The organism is Streptomyces sp. CA-146814, from assembly GCF_050942385.1.
Classification (GTDB): domain Bacteria; phylum Actinomycetota; class Actinomycetes; order Streptomycetales; family Streptomycetaceae; genus Streptomyces.
The window spans coordinates 2,490,202-2,508,225 of record NZ_CP192068.1; the positions used below are offsets into that span (position 1 = coordinate 2,490,202).

The 18,024-nt window shown below is 73.2% G+C and carries 15 protein-coding genes; 9 read left to right on the forward strand and 6 right to left on the reverse strand.

Annotated elements, in window-relative coordinates; translation table 11 throughout:
- The first annotated feature begins 1 nt into the window (after position 1).
- Positions 2–1,705 (forward strand): aspartate-alanine antiporter, encoded by a 1,704-nt coding sequence (gene aspT, locus ACQP09_RS10940; RefSeq protein WP_433397988.1) that lies wholly within the window; start codon positions 2–4, stop codon positions 1,703–1,705.
- A 24-nt stretch (positions 1,706–1,729) separates the two neighbouring features.
- On the forward strand, positions 1,730–3,403 hold the full coding sequence (locus tag ACQP09_RS10945) for a bifunctional aspartate transaminase/aspartate 4-decarboxylase (protein WP_433397990.1): 1,674 nt from the start codon (positions 1,730–1,732) through the stop codon (positions 3,401–3,403).
- 96 nt (positions 3,404–3,499) lie between these two features.
- On the opposite strand, the gene ACQP09_RS10950 is transcribed toward ACQP09_RS10945, so the two are convergent.
- The 3 genes from ACQP09_RS10950 to ACQP09_RS10960 all read right to left on the reverse strand — a co-directional run bounded on the left by ACQP09_RS10950 (position 3,500) and on the right by ACQP09_RS10960 (position 7,327).
- A complete protein-coding gene (locus ACQP09_RS10950) occupies positions 3,500–5,005 on the reverse strand; it encodes a glycoside hydrolase family 18 protein (protein WP_433397992.1) in 1,506 nt (501 codons plus the stop codon).
- A 157-nt stretch (positions 5,006–5,162) separates the two neighbouring features.
- Positions 5,163–6,614, reverse strand: a complete 1,452-nt coding sequence (locus ACQP09_RS10955; RefSeq protein ID WP_433397994.1) for a sensor histidine kinase — start codon at positions 6,612–6,614, stop codon at positions 5,163–5,165.
- Positions 6,611–7,327, reverse strand: coding sequence for a response regulator transcription factor (locus tag ACQP09_RS10960; protein ID WP_433397996.1), 717 nt, complete (start codon positions 7,325–7,327; stop codon positions 6,611–6,613). The genes ACQP09_RS10955 and ACQP09_RS10960 overlap by 4 nt, the downstream gene beginning before the upstream one ends.
- A gap of 143 nt (positions 7,328–7,470) precedes the next feature.
- On the opposite strand from ACQP09_RS10960, the gene ACQP09_RS10965 reads away from it, so the two are divergent.
- On the forward strand, positions 7,471–8,049 hold the full coding sequence (locus ACQP09_RS10965; RefSeq protein ID WP_433397998.1) for a hypothetical protein: 579 nt from the start codon (positions 7,471–7,473) through the stop codon (positions 8,047–8,049).
- 9 nt (positions 8,050–8,058) lie between these two features.
- Here the strand turns inward: ACQP09_RS10965 and ACQP09_RS10970 are convergent, their stop codons facing one another.
- Positions 8,059–8,964 carry a spermidine synthase gene (locus ACQP09_RS10970; protein WP_433398000.1) on the reverse strand — a complete coding sequence of 302 codons (906 nt, stop codon included), beginning with the start codon at positions 8,962–8,964 and terminating at the stop codon, positions 8,059–8,061.
- Positions 8,965–9,058: 94 nt separating this feature from the next.
- Positions 9,059–9,520: a hypothetical protein gene (locus ACQP09_RS10975; protein ID WP_433398002.1), complete on the reverse strand. Its 462-nt coding sequence runs from the start codon at positions 9,518–9,520 to the stop codon at positions 9,059–9,061.
- Between the two features lie 288 nt (positions 9,521–9,808).
- Here ACQP09_RS10975 and ACQP09_RS10980 point away from each other — a divergent pair, with 288 nt between their 5' ends.
- The gene (locus ACQP09_RS10980; RefSeq protein ID WP_433398003.1) at positions 9,809–11,185 is read left to right on the forward strand and encodes a tetratricopeptide repeat protein; all 1,377 of its coding nucleotides are present in this window, start codon (positions 9,809–9,811) and stop codon (positions 11,183–11,185) included.
- Positions 11,186–11,503: 318 nt separating this feature from the next.
- On the opposite strand, the gene ACQP09_RS10985 is transcribed toward ACQP09_RS10980, so the two are convergent.
- On the reverse strand, positions 11,504–12,100 hold the full coding sequence (locus ACQP09_RS10985) for a histidine phosphatase family protein (RefSeq protein WP_433398005.1): 597 nt from the start codon (positions 12,098–12,100) through the stop codon (positions 11,504–11,506).
- 241 nt (positions 12,101–12,341) lie between these two features.
- Between ACQP09_RS10985 and ACQP09_RS10990 the strand changes: the two genes are divergently transcribed.
- The 5 genes from ACQP09_RS10990 to ACQP09_RS11010 all read left to right on the forward strand — a co-directional run bounded on the left by ACQP09_RS10990 (position 12,342) and on the right by ACQP09_RS11010 (position 17,915).
- A complete protein-coding gene (locus ACQP09_RS10990; RefSeq protein ID WP_433398006.1) occupies positions 12,342–13,343 on the forward strand; it encodes a phosphatase PAP2 family protein in 1,002 nt (333 codons plus the stop codon).
- Between the two features lies 1 nt (position 13,344).
- Positions 13,345–14,487 carry a hypothetical protein gene (locus ACQP09_RS10995; protein ID WP_433406551.1) on the forward strand — a complete coding sequence of 381 codons (1,143 nt, stop codon included), beginning with the start codon at positions 13,345–13,347 and terminating at the stop codon, positions 14,485–14,487.
- The gene (locus tag ACQP09_RS11000; RefSeq protein ID WP_433398008.1) at positions 14,478–16,094 is read left to right on the forward strand and encodes a hypothetical protein; all 1,617 of its coding nucleotides are present in this window, start codon (positions 14,478–14,480) and stop codon (positions 16,092–16,094) included. Before ACQP09_RS10995 ends, ACQP09_RS11000 begins: the two co-directional genes overlap by 10 nt.
- A gap of 43 nt (positions 16,095–16,137) precedes the next feature.
- Positions 16,138–17,472 carry an AAA domain-containing protein gene (locus tag ACQP09_RS11005; RefSeq protein ID WP_433398010.1) on the forward strand — a complete coding sequence of 445 codons (1,335 nt, stop codon included), beginning with the start codon at positions 16,138–16,140 and terminating at the stop codon, positions 17,470–17,472.
- A 101-nt stretch (positions 17,473–17,573) separates the two neighbouring features.
- Complete coding sequence (locus ACQP09_RS11010; protein WP_433398012.1) at positions 17,574–17,915, forward strand: hypothetical protein; 342 nt, start codon at positions 17,574–17,576, stop codon at positions 17,913–17,915.
- Positions 17,916–18,024 lie beyond the last annotated feature (109 nt).

Genomic DNA, 18,024 nt, shown 5'->3' on the forward strand with positions numbered 1-18,024 from the left:
CGTGATCGACTTCCTCAACCGGAACATCTTCCAGCCCCACCCCGAACTGCTCGTCTTCCTCGTCATCGCGCTCGGCTTCCTGCTGGGCAAGGTCCGCTACCGGGCGATCGCGCTGGGCGCGGTGACGGGGTGCCTGGTGGCGGGGCTGGTGCTGGGCGCGCAGTTCAAGGTGGAGATCGACGACACGGTGAAGAACCTGTTCTTCATCATGTTCCTGTTCGCGCTGGGCTACCGGGTGGGACCGCAGTTCTTCCGGGGGCTGAAGAAGGACGGCCTGCCGCAGGTGGTCAACGCGGTCGTGGTCTGTGTGACCGGGCTGCTGGTCTCCTGGCTCTTCGCGAGCCTGCTCGGTTACGGTCCCGGGCTCGGCGCCGGCCTGATGAGCGGGGCCCTCACCCAGTCGGCCGCGATCGGGGTCGCGCAGGACGCCATCGGTACGCTGCCGGGGCTGTCGGCCGACGAGGCGAAGACCCAGGCGAACCTGGTGGCCGTCGGCTACGCGGTGACGTACCCGCTCGGCACCATCCTCTGCGCGATGCTCCTGGCCAACGTGCTGCCCAAGCTGTACCGCAGGGACCTGGCGAAGGAGAGCGCCGCCCTCGCCGCCGAGCTGGACGCGCCGGACGAGAGCCCGGACGAGGGGGCGGGCTACTACGAGGTGGTGCTGCGCGCCTACCGCGTGGACCGCCCGGACCTGGTGGGCCGCTCGGTGGCGGACTTCGAGGAGCAGCAGAGGGGGTTGGGCCGCCGGGTCTACCTCACCGGCGTGCGCCGGGACGGGACGGTCCTGGAGCACGACCAGTCCCGTACGCTCCGCCTCGGCGACACCGTCGCGGTCAGCGCGATCCGTGGCGACCTGGTCGACTTCGACCCCGTCACGCACATCGGCGCCGAGGCCGACGACGTCGAGTTGCTGGGCTACCGCACCGAGACGCTGCACGTCGTCGCCTCGGAGAAGGCGCACCTCGGGCGGACGGTCGCGGAGGTGCGCCGGGAGCCGTTCATGGTCGGCGTCTACATCGACAAGCTGTACCGGGCGGGCGCGGAGTTCCCGTACCGGCTCTCCACCCCGCTGGAGCGCGGCGACACGTTGATCCTCACCGGCCCGGAGCGCCTGGTCGGTCCGGCGGCGAAGACGCTCGGCAAACCGGTACCGACCAGTTTCGCGACCGACATGGTCTGGGTGGGGCTCGGCATCTTCCTCGGCGGCTGCATCGGCATCCCGGCGCTGACGGCGGGCGGGGTGCCGATCTCGCTCTCCACCTCGGGCGGCGGGCTGATCATGGGTCTGGTCTTCGGCTGGATCCGCGGGAAATACCCGACGTACGGGAACGTGCCGCCGGGCGCCCAGTGGTTCATGGACACCCTCGGCCTCTGCCTCTTCGTCGCCGTCGTCGGCATCAACGCGGGCCCGAGCTTCACCAGCGGCCTCTCCACGGCCGGCTGGGGGCTGCTGGTCTTCGGCGCGGTCGCCACCGTGGTCCCGCTGATCGTGGGGTTCCTCGTCGGCCACTACGTCCAGAAGATCCGGTTCCCGGTCCTGATGGGCGTCCTGGCGGGCGGCCAGACCACCACGGCGGCGATCGGCGCCGTCAACGAGACCTCGAAGTCGCAGATCCCCACCCTCGGTTACACGATTCCGTACGCCGTCGGCAACGTCCTGCTGACGGTGTGGGGCGCCGTGATCGTCATCCTCAACCACTGACCCTGCACGGGAGCGGACACCACCATGCCCAAGACCAAGCTCAGCCGGGAAGAGATCCGGTCCTTCGCCCAGCTCTCGCCCTTCGAGCTGAAGGACAAGTTCATCCAGATCGCGACGGAGGCGCAGAGCGACAAGCCGGGCCAGAAGGGGAAGACGACCCGGGCGATGCTCAACGCGGGCCGGGGCAACCCCAATTGGACCGCCACCGGCCCGCGTGAGGCGTACCACGCGCTCGGCTACTTCGCGATCTCCGAGTCCCGCCGGGTCTGGACGGCGGACAACCTCGGCGGGATGCCGGAGGAGGCCGGGTGCGCGGAGCGGTTCGAGCACTTCGTCCGTACGCACCCGGAGCTGCCCGGCATCGAGCTGCTGAAGGCGAGCGTGGACCTGGCGGTGAAGCGGTTCGGCTTCGACCGGGACGCGTTCGTGCACGAGCTGGCGGACTCCTCGATCGGCGACAACTACCCGGTACCGGACCGGATCCTGCGCCACACCGAGGAGATCGTGCGCGGCTACCTCGCGGACGAGATGTTCGACCACCGGCCGCCGGAGGGGCAGACGCTGAGCCTGTTCGCGACCGAGGGCGGCACGGCGGCGATGTGCTACATCTTCGACTCGCTGATGAGGAACGGGATCCTGAAGAAGGGCGACCGGATCGCCCTGATGGTCCCGGTGTTCACCCCGTACCTGGAGATCCCCGAGCTGGACACGTACGGCTTCGACGTGGTCCATGTGGAGGCGAACCTGTTCACCGAGACCGGGGTGCGGCAGTGGCGCTACCCGGAGGAGGAGGTCGCCAAGCTGGCGGACCCGTCGGTGAAGATGGTCTGCTGCGTCAACCCGAGCAACCCGCCCTCGCTGGCGCTCTCTTCACGGGTCAGCGAGCAGATCGCCTCCATCGTCGCCGAGCAGAACCCGAACCTGGTCATCGTGACCGACGACGTGTACGGGACGTTCGTCGAGGGCTTCCGTTCGCTCGCCGCCGACCTGCCGCGCAACACGCTGCTCGTCTACTCCTACTCCAAGCACTACGGGGCAACCGGCTGGCGGCTCGGGGTGATCGCGCTGCACGACGACAACGTGATCGACGCGATGCTGAAGGAGCAGGACGCGGAGACGAAGGAGCGGCTCAACCGGCGTTACGGAACGCTGTCGTTGGAGCCGGAGAAGATGAGGTTCATCGACCGCATGGTGGCCGACTCCCGGCAGGTGGCGCTGAACCACACCGCCGGGCTCTCGCTGCCGCAGCAGGTGATGATGGCGCTGTTCTCGCTCTTCGACATGCTGGACGAGGGCCAGGCGTACAAGCACCGCATCCGGGCCATCGTGCAGCAGCGGCTCGAACTCCTGCTGGAGGGCGTCCACATGAAGGTCTCGGAGGACCCGAAGCGGGCCGCGTACTACATCGAGCTGGACCTGCTGGCCGAGGCGGAACGCGTGCACGGGAAGCCGTTCGCCGACTTCCTGGAGGCGAACTACGAGCCGGTGGACCCGCTGTTCCGGCTGGCCGAGCAGACGTCGGTGGTCCTGCTGAACGGCGGCGGCTTCGACGGACCGGAGTGGTCGGTGCGGGTGTCGCTGGCCAACCTGGACGACCTGGACTACCTGAAGATCGGCCACCATCTGCGGGCGATCTTCGACGCGTACGCGGAGGAGTGGCGGGCGGGTGACACATCCACCAGCCCGTCCGGCGTGTGAGGACGTCTTTTCGGCACGGAAAGGGGCACGCCCCGGCCAGTGGTGGGGTGACCAGGCCGGGGCGCGCGTGTGGGGGGTACGGGGTGGTCTGCGGGGCTATCCGAAGGCGGCGAACGCCTTCGTGAAGGCCAGCGGCTCCTGGTCGATCGAGCTGCACGTGGCGTCGGCGGCCGGCTTCGGTCCACCCGGGCACGCCTTGTCCCGGGTGCCGGACCACATGGCCAGGCGGCCGATGCCCTTCTCCTGGGCGAACTTCACGACCTGGGTGGCGTCCTCGACCGTGAAGATCTCGGTGACCACGTCGTTCACGCCGATCATCGGGGTGACGGCGACGGCCTGCCACGCGGCGGCCTCGGAGAGCCCGAGCACGCCCTTGATCTGGGCCTGCGTGGCGGTCGCCGCCTGGATGGCGTACGCGCCCATGTCGTCGCTGTAGGCGGGCCCGTAGTCCATGGCCATGATGTTGACCGCGTCGACCCGGACGCCGTTCTTCTTCGCGTCGGCGAGCAGGTCGATGCCGGGCTGGGTCAGCCCTTCGGGCATGACGGGCAGGGTGAAGGCGACATCCAGGTCCGGGTACGTCTTCTGGAGCTGCGCGATGGCCTGGGCGCGGCGGGTGTTGGCGGCCGCGTCGGGGAGCGCGGCGCCTTCGATGTCGAAGTCGACCTTGGTGAGGTCGTAGGCGTCGACGACCTTGCCGTACGCGGCGGCGAGATCGGCGGACGAGGCGCAGTTCAGGGCGAGTTCGGCACCGGCCGCGCCACCGAAGGAGACCCGGACGTCACCTCCCTTGGCCCTCAACGCGCCTATCTGCTTGGCCACTTGGTCGTCACCGAGCCCGGTGACGCCGCCCCAGAGCGGGGCGCAGCTGCCGCCGGAGGTGATGAAGGCGAGGTGGAACTCGTCGACCCCGGTCTTGGTGGCGGTGTCGAGGAGGTCGTAGGCCGGGTAGAGCGAGGTGTCGATGTAGGGGGCGAATCGGGAGCCGGTTTCCCCGCCGCCACCGGGGCGACCGGTGGCGGTGGGGGCCGGCGTGGGGGTCGATGCGCTCGCACTGGGGGACGCGGACGCGGTGGGAGAGGCGGAGGAGGTGGGGGTGGGCGTGGGTCCGGTCGTGGGGGAATCCGTCGGGCGGCCGCTGGGGGTGGGGGCCGGGCCGCCGGCGGAGCAGGTGGCGTTGTTGATGAGACAGGAGGCCGGGTCGCCCGCGGTGCCGGTGGCGGAGGTGGCCGAGGTGACGAAGCCGACGGTCACGAACGCGCCGGGGGCCAGCTCCTTGTCCCAGCTCGCGGGCTTCACGGTGACGCGGTTGCCCCGCACCGTGTGCTCGCCGTTCCAGAGCGAGCCGATCTTCGTGCCGGCCGGAAGCTCGAACTGGAGCGTCCAGTCGGTGAGGGTCTTGTCGGTCTCGTTGGTGACGACGTACTGGCCCGTGTAGCCGCCGGTCCAGTCACTGGTCCGGGTGTACGCGGCCCCGACCGCCGCCGCCTGCGCCGTACCGGTCAGGGCGAAGACCGTCCCGCCGATGACGGCCGCGGCAACGATCGCACCGACCGTCTTGGTGCGCGCGCTCGCCGTGCGGCGGTGTGTACGGGAACCCATCAACGTGCCCTGCCTGCCTCTGTGTACGTGCTCTGTGCCCTGCCGAGTCCTGCCGGATCTCTTTCGGGGTTGCGAGGAGCACGCTAGCGGCAGCGGAACGGGCAAAGCGGGCTTTACGGACCGGAGTTGATGTTCTTAGGGCGCGCTTAAGGTGCGGCTAAGAGGGCCCTGAGGTGGCGGGGCCGGCCGCCGTGCGGGGCTCCTTGCGGCGGGGGCGGCCGAAGCGGCGGGTGACCCGGCGGCCGTGGCCGCGGCGGCCGCGTTCCGGGCTGCTGCCGTGCAGGCCGATCCAGATCCGGACCTCCGTGCCGCCGAGCACGGAGCGGCCGATGCGCAGGTCGCCGCCGGTGGACTCGGCGACCCGGCGCACGATGTCCAGGCCGAGGCCGGTGGAGCCGACCGCGCCCGGCTTGGTGGCGCCTCGGGCCAGGGCCGCCTCCGGGTCGGCGATGCCGGGGCCCGCGTCCGAGACGAGGACGATGACCGCGTCGCCGCTGTGGTGGACGTCGACCGCGAAGGCGGTGCCCTCGGGGGTGTGGCGGAAGACGTTGCCGAGCAACGCGTCCAGGGCGGCGGCCAGTTCGGGTCGGGCGACGGGGATGCGTACCGTACGGTCCACTCCCGCGAGCCGCACCTTCCGGCCCTCGTCCTCCGCCAGCGCCGACCAGAAGCCCATGCGCTCCCGGATCACCTCGGAGGCGTCGCATCCGGCGCCCGTCTGCACGCCCTGGGTCTGCGGGCGCTGTTCCCGGGCGGTCCGGATGATCGTGTCCACCTCGTGCTCCAGCTGCTCGACCGCCGCCCGGGTCTGGTCGGCCGCCGGGCCCTCGCCGAGCGACGCCGCGTTGAGCCGGAGGACGGTGAGCGGGGTGCGCAGGCGGTGCGAGAGGTCGGCGGCCAGCTCGCGCTCGTTGGCCAGGAGCTGGACGACCTGGTCGGCCATGGAGTTGAACGCGACGGCGGCGGACCGGAGTTCGGTGGGGCCCTCCTCCGGCACCCGGGTGGCCAGCCGCCCCTCCCCCAGGTCCTGGGCGGCGCCCGCGAGGCGCTGGGCGGGCTGGACCATCCGTACGCCGAGCCGGTCCGCGACCGCCACCGAGCCGACGATCAGCGCCACACCGACGCCCGCCAGGATCAGCCAGGCGGTGGCGACCCCGTTGGAGACCTCGCCCTCTGGGACGAAGACCTCCACCACCGCGATGTCACCGGTGGAGAGCGCGGTGGGCTGGAGCAGCGCGAAGCCGCCGGTGGCCTCGGTGATCGAGGCGCGGCCGGCCTTCCGTACGGTCTCGACGTCCTTCGGGCTCGCCCGCCGGGTGCCGATGTCCAGCGCCTCGCCCACGGTTCCGTCCGCCGCCTTGTCCGGCGCCGGGACGTGGACGGCGAGCCGGCCCTGGTCCCCCGGTTCGGTGGAGAGGACGGCCCGGGTCAGCTCCTCGCGGTCGGTGGTGATGGAGAGCGCCGGGGCGATCATCGCGGCCTGACGTTCGGCATCGGAGAAGGCCCGGTCGCTGGCCATCTCCCGGATCACGAGCCCGAGCGGTACGGCGAAGGCGATGACGACCATCGCGGTGACCGCCAGACACACCTTGACCAGGGCCCATCTCATGCGGGTGGCTCCACGGCCGGGGCTTCGGCGGGCGGCTGGAGCTTCACGCCGACGCCGCGCAGGGTGTGCAGATAGCGCGGCCGGGCGGCGGTCTCACCGAGCTTGCGGCGGAGCCAGGAGAGGTGGACGTCGATGGTCTGGTCGTCGCCGTACGACTGCTGCCAGACCTCGGCCAGCAGCTCCTTGCGGGCGACGACCACGCCGGGGCGTCCGGCGAGGAAGGTCAGCAGGTCGAACTCGCGGCGGGTCAGATCGAGTTCGGCGCCGTCCAGTTCGGCGCGGCGGCGCAGCGGGTCGATGGCGAGGCCGCCGACGCGGATGACCCGGGGCGGCGGCGCCTGGTCCCCGGCCGCGCGCGAGCGGCGCAGCACGGCGGCCATGCGGGCGGAGAGGTGCTCGACGGAGAAAGGTTTGGTCAGGTAGTCGTCGGCGCCGTCGTTGAGGAGCCGGACGATCTCGCTCTCGTCGTCCCGGGCCGTGGCGATGATGACCGGGACGTCGGTGATGGACCGCAGCATCTTGAGTGCCTCGGCGCCGTCCAGGTCGGGCAGCCCGAGATCGAGGATGACCACGTCGAAGCGGAAGTGCGCGACCTCGCGCAGCGCTTCGAGCGCGGTGCCCACGCTCCGTACCGTGTGGGAGGCCTCACTGAGGTGCCGGATGAGGGCGGAACGTACGAACTGGTCGTCCTCGACCACGAGCACACTTGCCATGGGCGGCACCGTACGCCATCCGGCCGGGCCCGGTCCCCGCCCCGTCCCACCTCGCCGGAATCCTCCGCAAAGGCCGGAACGGAAACGGAACAAGGGGTACCGGAGGGGGACAGTCCAGGGGCGCGTGGTGCAGGATGTGCCCGATGCAACGAGGACTCGTACACGCGCTCGCGTGGTCGCTCGCCACCGGCGCGGCGGTCACGCTGTCGTGGTGGGGTGTGCACACGGTCATGACGGGGACGGCGTACGACCCGCCGCGGGCCGTGCCGATCTCGGTGGGCGGCGGCGCCCCGCAGCGGATCGGGCAGTCCACCGAGGAGCCGCTCGTCTCGTCCACGTACCGCACCCCGCCACCGCCCTCCCCCTCGCCCTCCCCCTCGGCGCGCAGCAGCAGTCCGAGCCCTTCACCGTCCGCCGCGCGCCCCTCCCCCACGCCGTCGAGCGCCCCGCCGAAGCAGCCCGCGCCCTCCACGGCGGCCGCGAGCTCCGGTGAGGTGAAGGGATACCGGACCGACGGCGGCCGGGTGGTGTTCGAGCTGGGGAAGAGCTCGGCGAAGCTGGTCTCGGCGACGCCGGAGCCGGGCTGGTCGATGCAGGTGTGGACGAACGACGCCTGGATCCGGGTCGACTTCAGCGACGGTGGCGGAGTGGACGGGAAGACGTACTCGGTCTTCTGCACCTGGAACGGGACGCCGCCGACGGTGCAGGTCGTGGAGCCGTAAGCCGTTCGCTCAGGGGTTCTCGAAGACGGACGGCGGCGGTGCCGGTGACGGTTTGGCCGCCGCGTCCGTGACGACCGCCGCGCCGCCGGTGAAGTCCGTGAGCGCCCGCCCGTGTTCGACCCGGCCCGGGTGTGGGTCGCTCGCCACCCGGCGGGTGAACTCGGCGACGGGTAGCGGCAGCGCGGAGGCGAGCAGGACCGCGTTGCCGAAGCGGCGGCCGCGCCAGACCACGGGGTCGGCGGCGAGCGCCAGTTCCGGGAAGACGGCGGCGGCGGTGGCCACCTGGCCGCGCAGATGGGCCAGCGGCGGACCGTCGGCGAGGTTGGCGGCGTACTGGCCGCTCGGCTTCAGCACCCGGCGTACGTCGGTGAGGAATTCGGCGGTGGTCAGGTGCGCCGGAGTGCGGGCGCCGCTGAAGACGTCCGCGATGACCAGGTCCGCCCAGCCGTCCGGCAGCTTGGCGAGCCCCGCGCGGGCGTCCATCGCCCGGACCCGGACGCGGGCCTGCGGGTCCAGCGGGAGCCGGTCGCGGACGAGCTGGACGAGCGCCGCGTCGACCTCCACGACCTGCTGGGTGGAGCGGGGGCGGGTGGCGGCGGTGTACCGGGCGAGGGTGAAGGCGCCACCGCCGAGGTGCAGGACGTGCAGGGGCTGGAGCGGGGGCGCGGCGAGGTCGATGCTGTGGCCGAGCCGGCGCTGGTAGGCGAAGGAGAGGTGCGCCGGGTCGCCGAGGTCCACGTGGGACTGCGGGGCACCGTCGAGCAGCAACGCCCAGCCGTCGGGCCGCTCCCGGTCCGGTACGAGCTCGGCGCGGCCACTGTCGACGGGGCCGGAGAAAGGTTCCCGCTCGCTCCGGCCGCCTCGGCGGTCCTGCTGCTGCTTCCTGCCTCCGGCCGGCGCTCCTCGACGTGCCACGTGCGCTGGTCCTTGCTGGTGGGGGCCCGGGATACCGGCAGCGGCGGAGGTTCCGCCCGTACGGCCATTATGGGCTCCGGTGGCGGGTGCCGGCTCAGTTGCAGCCGTCGGCCGCCTCCAGCAGGCGGGCCGCCAGGTCGAGGGCGGCGCGGAGTGCGGCGGGGTCGGTGACCGGGGCGTCCTCGGCGGGTGGGAGCAGCCAGCCGGAACCGGCGGCGGGCGGCGGGCCCGCCGGGAGGCGCAGGCCTCGGCCGTCGGTCCGCGTACAGGCGCTGCCCGGCACGTCCCAGGCGTCGGCGGTGCCGGGCGGGACGAGGAAGCCGAGGGTGTCGCAGGCGCCGTTGTGCAGGACCGGGCCGACGGCCTCCTGGTCCCGGCCGCGGCGGAGGATGTCGACGGCCTCCAGCCCCTGGCGGGCGGGGACGGTGACGAGGTCGCAGGACTGCTCGACCGGCGCGGGCGCCGGTGCCAGGTCCTTGGTGGGGGTGGGGGTCGTGGTCGTCGTCGGGTTCGTCGCGGTCGTCCGTGAGCCGGTCTCCATGCCGATGTGCAGCAAGGGAACCCCTCCTCTCATCGCCGAACGGAGCCACACTCCGTCTCCACATGGACCAACGGTGGCGGAGCGTCAAGGGCTACGGGAACGGACCGCCGCAAAGGGTGGCAGTTCATGGCGGATCGCGGGCGAGATGTACATATATGCGAGGAATCGCCGCGTGTGTTCCCGGTCACAGCAGGTACGTTCTTGCTCCGCCGGGACACCGGAGAGCAGGACCCGGCTCGCGCGACTCGCACAGCTTGCACCGCATGCACCACTTGCACCGCTTGCACCAGAGAGGGGCCGGCCATGGTGTCGACAGGGGCAGTTCCCAACCTCGTCTTCCGCCAGCTGCGCGGACAGCGCTCGGCGGGAGAGTTCGCCGCCGCCGTCCGCAGAGCGGCGCGCGAGATCGGTGAGCAGGTCGCGTGCGACGCCCGGTACATCGGACGCGTGGAGTCCGGCGAGATCCGCTGTCCCAACTACGCGTACGAACGGGTCTTCCTGCACATGTTCCCCGGCACCTCCCTGGCCGACCTGGGGTTCTCGGCCCGCGAGAGCGTACGGGGACGGGGGGCGCGGGTCGTCTCCGAGCCCGCCGTGCCCCCTGCGCCTGACGGGTCCCACCACACCGACGAGGAGAGCGACGTGCTGCGTCGCGTGTTCATGATGGGCGGTACGGCCACGGTGGCCGCCGCTTCCCTGGGGCTCGGCGGAACGCCCGCCTCCGCCGCCAGGATCTCCCTGCCCGCGCAGCGCCGGGTCGGCGAGAGCGAGGTGGACGCCGTCGAGCAGGCGGTACGGCGGATCCGCGTACTGGACGACCGGCACGGCGGAGACGGGCTCTACCGGCAGGCGGCGCGGCCGTTGAAGGCGGCGTACGAGCTGCTGGACGCCGGGACCACGACGCGCCGGGCGACGGCGGACCGGCTGCACGCGGGCGCGGGCGAGCTGGCCATCTCGGTGGGATGGCTGGCCCATGACTCCGGGCGGTTCGACGACGCCCGCTCGCACTACGCGGAGGCGCTGGCGACGGCGCGGCTGGCGGGCGACGCGGGTCTTGAGGCGCACGCCTTCTGCAACACGTCGTTCCTGGCCCGGGACGCGGGGCGGCCGCGTGAGGCGGTACGGGCGGCCGAGGCCGGACAGCGGGCGGCCCGCACGCTCGGCTCGCCCCGGCTGCTGGCGCTGCTCGCGCTGCGGGAGGCGGGGGGCCGGGCGGGGCTCGGGGACCGTACGGGGTGCGACCGGGCGATCGGGCGGGCGCGGGCGGCGTTCGAGCGGGGGCCGGCGGGTGGCGACCCGGAGTGGATGAGCTTCTTCCGGGAGGCGGAGCTGGAGCTGCTGGAGGCGCAGTGCTGGTCGGCGCTGGGCGACTGGTCCCGGGCGGCGCGGCACGGGCGGCGGGCGGCGGCGCTCCAGGACGCGCACTTCACCCGGAACCTGGCGCTGTACCGGGCACAGCTGACGGGGGATCTGGCGCGGGCGGGGCGGGTGGAGGAGGCGGCGGCCACGGGCCACCAGGTGCTGGACCTGCTGGACCGGGTCCAGTCCTCGCGGATCCGGGGGATGGTGGCGGGGGCGGCACGGGTGCTGGGGGCCCGGCCGGGTGGGGGGTCGGCGGCATCGACCTTCCTGGCCCGCCACCGGGAGTCCGGGGGCGCCCCCAGCCGGTCCGGCGTCTGAGGACGGAACCCTTGCCGGGGTGGGCATCTTCAGCCCGTCCGGCGTCTGAGGACGGAACCCTTGCCCGGGTGCGCATCTTCAGCCCGTCCGGCGTTTGAGGACGGAACCCTTGCCCGGGTGAGTGGGCACCCTTTCGGATCCCGTGGCGCGGGAGACCCATGCCTGCACCCGGAACGTGCTCGACGGTTCCGTCCTCAAACGCCGGACGGGCTGGCATAGTGCACGGCCTCCGCCGCGTACAGGACCACCGGACGGGCTGGCATAGTGCACGGCCTTCGCCGCATACAGGAGCACCGGACGGGCTGAGGTAGGCGCGGGTCAGCGTTCCAGGTGCCCCGTGTCGTTCCAGCGTTCCATCGCCGGCGCGCCGTACGCCCACCCCAGCACCGACAGCGACGTCGGCTCCAGGCGCAGGCGGGCGCCGAAGGCGATGTCCTCGCCCAGCCAGCGCGCCGCGAGCACGCGCAGGATGTGGCCGTGGGCGAAGACCAGCACGTCACGGTCGGCCGAGCGCGCCCAGGCGACCACCTCGTCCGCCCGGGCGGTGACCTCGGCGAGGGACTCCCCCTCCGGGACCCCGTCGCGCCAGATCAGCCAGTCCGGCCGGTCCGCCTTGATCTGCGCCGGGGTCAGCCCCTCGTACGCCCCGTAGTCCCACTCCATCAGCGCGTCCCACGCCTCGGCCCGCTCCCCGAACCCGGCCAGCTCGCAGGTCTCGGAGGCCCGGACCAGCGGACTGGTGCGAACCTCGACGCCGGGCAGTCCGGCCCACGGCGCCCGGTGCAGCCGTTCGCCGAGCAGCTTCGCGCCCTCACGACCGGTGTCCAGGAGCGGGATGTCCGTCCTGCCGGTGTGGTTGCCCTGGACCGACCACTGGGTCTGGCCATGCCGAGCGAGCAGGATGCGCGGTGCCATGGAGGCTCTCCCTGGAACGGTGGTGCTGGGCCGTCCATCATCCCGTACCGCACCGGCAGGCAACCTCCGGGGCCAGGCCGGCGTCCCTCTCTGCGCAGCCCTCCGCCGCGGTACCGGAGCCGTGACGGGGCAGGCTGCGTGGAGGGCGTCCGGCAAGGGGGCCCCGGGGGAGCGGGCGGCCGACCGCCGCCTTACGGTTGAACGTCCGCCGTCGGCCGCATGAACATGGGGGAGCCACCGGATGCCGCACGCCACCGCCCTGCCCGCGACCGGTCACCGGCCCCGCTGGTGGACGGAGCTCCCACTCATCGCGGTGGTCTACGGCCTGTACTCGCTGGGCCGCCTCCTGGTGCGCGGAGACGTGTCGACGGCCGTCGACAACGGCCTGGCGATCCTCCGCTTCGAACAGGCGCTGTACCTCAACGCCGAACACCCGCTGAACCGTCTCTTCACCAGCACCCCGTCCATCGGCATACCCGCCGACTTCGCGTACGCGTCCCTGCACTACCTGGTCACTCCGGCGATCCTCATCTGGATGTTCCGGCGCAGGTCGGCCGCGTACCGGGCGGCCCGGGTCTGGCTGATGAACTCGACCCTGCTCGGTCTGATCGGCTTCACCCTGGTGCCGACCTGCCCGCCCCGGCTGCTGGACGCCGGTCACGGCTTCGTGGACACGATGGCGCAGTACAGCGCGTACGGGTGGTGGGGCGCCGGCGCGAGCGCCCCGCGCGGGCTGAGCGGGATGACCAACCAGTACGCGGCCATGCCGAGCCTGCACGTCGGCTGGTCCCTGTGGTGCGGCGTCCTGCTGTGGCGCCACGCCAAGCACCCGCTGCTCCGGGCCGCCGGCGTCGCGTACCCGCTGATCACCACGATCGTCGTCATGGGCACCGCCAACCACTATTTCCTGGACGCGGTGGCCGGCGCCGCCGTGATGGGGCTCGGAGCCCTGCTGACCAGGCCGGTCATCCGGCTGGCCGACCGGGTGAAGGGGCGGCTGCGGACCGCCTACGCCACCGTGCGTACCGCCTCCGAGCCCGTGAAGTCCCCGATTGTCAGTGCCGGATGCAAGACTTCCGCGGGTGAGCGAATCCCCGGCCAGCGGACCTCCTCCGCAGATTCCCCCGACGCGGCAGCCGACGGCGCGGGCGCAGGCAGAGCGACCGGCGCAGGTCCAGGCGCAGGTCCAGGCGCAGCGACCGGCGCCTCGGCCAACGACGACGCTCCGGCAGCGGCTCGCTGAGCTGCGCGGCCCCTCCGTCGCACCGCACCCGCTCGACGCCCGCGCGCTCGCCGCTCTCGCCGCCAACCCGGGCTGCAAGCGCCGCGCCCTGCTCGACGGCGCCGGGGTCGACAAGGGCGTGCTGGCCGAGGCGCTCGGCTCTCCCGCACCGTTCGGGCAGTCGCAGTTCGCCTTCATGCGGGGCAACGCGTTCGAGGCGAAGGTCAAGGCGGACGGCGGCGCCGAGCTGCTCCGCCTGCTGTACGAGCGGCTCGGCGGCCCCTCCCCCGCTCCCGGCCCGGACGCCGCCACACCCGACCTGAGCGCCGCAGGGCCCGAGGGCCGGGCCGCGCGCACCGCGCTCGCGCTGCGCGAGGCCACGGCGGCGGGCGGCTGGGCGCTGCTGGACCACCCGATGCTGGCCCTGGAGGTGGCGGGCTCCCCGGCCTATCTGGAGCCGGACGCGGTGGTGGTGCATCCAGACGGCCGCTGGACCGTGGTCGAGATCAAGTCGTTCCCGATGATCGACGCCTCCGCCGACGCCGCGAAGGTCGGCGCCGCCGCCCGCCAGGCCGCGGTGTACGTGCTGGCGCTGGAGCGGGTCGCGGCGATGACCGAGGGGGCCGAGGTCGGCCACCAGGTGCTGCTGGTCTGCCCGAAGGACTTCTCCAACCTGCCGACCGCCTCGGTCGTCGACGTACGGAAACAGCGTGCTGTCACCCGCCGCCAGCTGACCCGGCTGACGCGTATCGAGGACATCGCCGAGGCCCTTCCCGAGGGGACGACCTTCGATCCCGCGTGCTCGCCGCAGGAGCTGGAGTCCGCCGTCTCCGCCGTCACCGCCGCCTACGCCCCCGAGTGCCTGGCCGCCTGCGAGCTGGCCTTCCACTGCCGGGCGCGGTCCCGGGCCGAAGGGGCCGTGGAGACGCTCGGCCGGAGCGTGCGCGGCGAGCTGGGCGGGTTGACCACGGTGGCCGGGGTGCTGGCCGCCGCCGCGGGCAAGGAGGGCGACCCGGTCGACCCGACCGTGGCCGCGCTGCGCCGGGCCGCCGCGCTGCGGGCCGAGGCGCTGGAGAGTGCGGCGGCCCTGCGCGCCGATGCAAGGGAGAGCGCCGCCGCCGTGCGCGGACAGGCTCCGGCAGAGGCGGGTGCCGCATGTCGCTGATCACCACGCTCGCCCGGCTGGAGGCGGTCGACTCGGGCCGCGCGCAGCCACTGGCGACCGTCCGCCACCGCCACCTCACCGACCGCCCGCTGGTGATCGTGCCGCTGACCACCGCCGGGGAGGCCGGAGCTCCGCTCGGCGCGCTGGTCGGCACGGACCGGGATCAGCCCCGCCTCCTCGCCGTCGCCCAGCCGCGCGACCGCGACCTGCGGTTCGCGTTCCTGGCCGAGCTGGCGGAGGCGGTGCTTCCGCACATCGAGGCGTACGCGGACGTGGTCGAGCCCGCCGAGCGCAACGAGACCGATCCGGCGACCGGCAAGAAGACCAAGGTCGAGGTCGAGCTCTGCACGGACGCGCCGCAGCTGATCGTGCCGAGCCGGGCGGGCATCGAGTTCGTGCGCCTCCTCGGCCGGTCCATGCGGTTCCGCCGGACCGCCGAGGACGACCCGGACACGCCGTACCCGGCCCCGGCCCGCGTCCCGCTGCTCGGCCGCTGGCTCACGCACTACGGGGAGCGGGCCCGGGTGCCCGGCTCCTCGCTGCTGCTCGCCGCCACGGACCTGCTGAACCGGCACTGGGCGACCGGCCAGAGCAGCCTGGAGGACCAGCACCTGGGGGCGCTGCTCGCCTGGATCGACCCGCCGGGGGACGTGAGCGGCGCGGAGGCCGCCCTCGCCGCCGAGCTGGACCGCGACCAGCACGGGCAGTTGCTCTGCCCGCCCGCCGGGCCCGCCACCGACCCGGACTTCGACAACCGCCTCCTCGCCCCCGCGATCGAGCGGTACGACCGGGCCCGTCAGGCGTTCGCGGCGGCCGAGGACGGACTGGCGGCGGACGGGCGGCTCGGCGAGCTGAGCAAGGCCGAGCGCGAGATCCGCTCCCTCCTCGCCAACGTCATGCTGCCGACCTGGGACAAGGTGTGGCAGGGGCTCGACCTGCTGCGCGAGCTGCCCGAAGGGTCCCGGGCCGAGGACCGCTGGACCCGCGACCGCTGGTCCTTCACCGCCCACCGGGACCGGGTCAGCTCCGGCGAGCCGCCGCAGCCGCGCCGCGACGACGCGGTGACGGCCGCGCAGAAGCTGGCTTCCCGCGAGACCGCGCAGGCGCAGCTGGAGGCGCAGGAGGCGCTGGACGATCCGCTGGTGCTGGCCGGGCGGCGGCTGGCGGGCGAGGCGTTCCTGGCGGAGGTGACCGACGTCGAGATGGCGTACACCGAGTCCAAGCGGCCCTCGCCGCGCCCGCTGGTCACCCTCCGCACGGACGAGCGGCCGCACCTGGGCGAGCGGACGAAGGTGTACCGCTCGCTGGACGGCAAGCCGCAGACGGCGGAGTTCGTCCGGTCCGAGGAGGACGCGGACCGGGACGGCGAGATCCTGCTCGTGCTGCGGATCATGGACCGGATGGGCCGGGGCAAGGAGCCCGCGCCCGGTTCGCTGCCGGAGCCGGGTGAGCGGATCGCCTGGACCCTGTTCGAGCACGACCAGCGCGGCGGGCCGAAGCTGCCGGACCCGGAGGAGACCCCGTGGACCCACGGCGGCCCGCCCGGCGCGGACGCGGCCCTGCGCGCCGAGCACCCCGACCCCGTGACCCCGGAGGACCTGCTGTGACCTCGACCCCCGCACCGCCCCCGGCCATCCCGGAGGCACCGCTGTGAGGACCGGCTTCGACCCCGGTGCGGAGGCGGCGCGGGCGACCGGCGCGATCCTCGACGACACCCTGCGCGGAAGCAGCAAGGGCATCGTCGTGGACTCACCGCCCGGCGCCGGGAAGTCGACCCTGGTGGTCCGGGCGGCCCTGGAGCTGGCCGCCGCCGGGCACCCGCTGATGGTGATCGCGCAGACGAACGCGCAGGTCGACGACCTGGTGGTGCGGCTGGCCGAGAAGGACCCGGAGCTGCCGGTGGGCCGGCTGCACAGCAGCGACTCCGACCCGTACGACAAGGTGCTCGACAGCCTCGACAACGTGACGAAGTCGGCCAAGGCGGCCGATCTGGCCGGGCTGGACATCGTGATCTCGACGGCCGCCAAGTGGGCGCACGTGAAGAACGTGGAGCCGTGGGGGCACGCGATCGTCGACGAGGCGTACCAGATGCGGTCCGACGCGCTGCTGGCCGTGGCCGGGCTGTTCGAGCGGGCGCTGTTCGTCGGGGACCCGGGGCAGCTGGACCCGTTCTCGATCGTGGGCGCGGACCAGTGGGCCGGGCTGAGCTACGACCCGTCGGCGAGCGCGGTCTCCACGCTGCTCGCGCACAATCCGGAGCTGCCGCAGCACCGGCTGCCGGTCTCCTGGCGGCTCCCGGCGTCGGCGGCACCGCTGGTGTCGGACGCGTTCTACCCGTACACACCGTTCCGCAGCGGTACGGGCCACGGTGACCGGAAGCTCTCGTTCGGGGTGGCCTCGGACGGGTCGGGCCCGGACCGGGTGCTGGACGAGGCGGCCGAGGCCGGGTGGGGGCTGCTGGAGCTGCCGGCCCGGCACACCCCGCGTACGGACCCCGAGGCGGTACGGGCGGTGGCGCTGGTGGTCCGGCGGCTGCTGGACCGGGGCGGCGTGGCCACCAGCGAGCGGGCGGAGCAGCCCGTTCCGGTGACGGCGGACCGGGTGGCGGTCGGCACGGCCCACCGCGACCAGGCGGCGGCGGTGCGGGCGGCCCTCGCGGAGCTGGGCGTCACCGGGGTGGCGGTGGACACGGCCAACCGCCTCCAGGGCCGCGAGTTCGACGTCACGGTGGTCCTGCACCCGCTCTCCGGCCGACCCGACGCCACCGCCTTCCACCTGGAGACGGGCCGCCTCTGCGTGCTGGCCTCGCGCCACCGGCACGCCTGCATCGTGGTGTGCCGGGAAGGCGTGGCGGACCTGCTGGACGAGCACCCGTCGACCGAGCCGGTGCAGCTCGGCGTCACGGTGAAGTTCCCGGACGGCTGGGAGGCCAACCACGCGGTCCTGGCCCACCTCGCCGAGCACCGGGTGCGGTGGAGGCCCTAGGCCCCACAAGCCCTCCGGCCCTCTTGCGCCGGGTTGGACAATGGAGGGTGGCCGTCCGGGAAAGACGCCCCCGAGGACGCCCCCTCAAGGAGGAACAGCACATGACACAGTCCGAGCGGAACGAACGGCAGCGGCTGCGCCCCGCGCCGCTGCTCTTCGAGCCGTCGGAGGCGGTGGCCGATCCGGAGCACTTCTTCGACCTGGAGTCGATGGACGACCCGCGCGAGCTGCTGGCCCGCGCGACCGAGCTGACGCAGGCCTTCCGGGCGGCGACGGACCGCTCGGTGGAGTTCCAGGCGATGGCGGCGGCGCAGCTCGCCGATCCGCGCCGGTTCGACCGGCTGACGGCGGCGGATGTCGCGGAACGCGCGGAGTGGACCGAGGACTACGCGAAGAAGATGATCGAGTTCGGCCGGTCCCTGCTGGACGCGTCCTCCACCTGAATCCCCGCGGGGCCGGGCCGGAGGATGCTCCCAGGCCGGAGGTCAGGTCCCGTGGCATATTCCGGGTGGGCAAGATACTCCCTCCCCTCCCACCCTGTCCCGGTTTCCG

Bases quoted from the DNA above. Each gene is read 5' to 3' on its own strand.
- ACQP09_RS10945 (WP_433397990.1), top strand. From the start codon at position 1,730: ATGCCCAAGACCAAGCTCAGCCGGGAAGAGATCCGGTCCTTCGCCCAG.
- ACQP09_RS10950 (WP_433397992.1), bottom strand. From the start codon at position 5,005: ATGGGTTCCCGTACACACCGCCGCACGGCGAGCGCGCGCACCAAGACG.
- ACQP09_RS10955 (WP_433397994.1), bottom strand. From the start codon at position 6,614: ATGAGATGGGCCCTGGTCAAGGTGTGTCTGGCGGTCACCGCGATGGTC.
- ACQP09_RS10960 (WP_433397996.1), bottom strand. From the start codon at position 7,327: ATGGCAAGTGTGCTCGTGGTCGAGGACGACCAGTTCGTACGTTCCGCC.
- ACQP09_RS10965 (WP_433397998.1), top strand. From the start codon at position 7,471: ATGCAACGAGGACTCGTACACGCGCTCGCGTGGTCGCTCGCCACCGGC.
- ACQP09_RS10980 (WP_433398003.1), top strand. From the start codon at position 9,809: ATGGTGTCGACAGGGGCAGTTCCCAACCTCGTCTTCCGCCAGCTGCGC.
- ACQP09_RS10985 (WP_433398005.1), bottom strand. From the start codon at position 12,100: ATGGCACCGCGCATCCTGCTCGCTCGGCATGGCCAGACCCAGTGGTCG.
- ACQP09_RS10990 (WP_433398006.1), top strand. From the start codon at position 12,342: ATGCCGCACGCCACCGCCCTGCCCGCGACCGGTCACCGGCCCCGCTGG.
- ACQP09_RS11000 (WP_433398008.1), top strand. From the start codon at position 14,478: ATGTCGCTGATCACCACGCTCGCCCGGCTGGAGGCGGTCGACTCGGGC.
- ACQP09_RS11010 (WP_433398012.1), top strand. From the start codon at position 17,574: ATGACACAGTCCGAGCGGAACGAACGGCAGCGGCTGCGCCCCGCGCCG.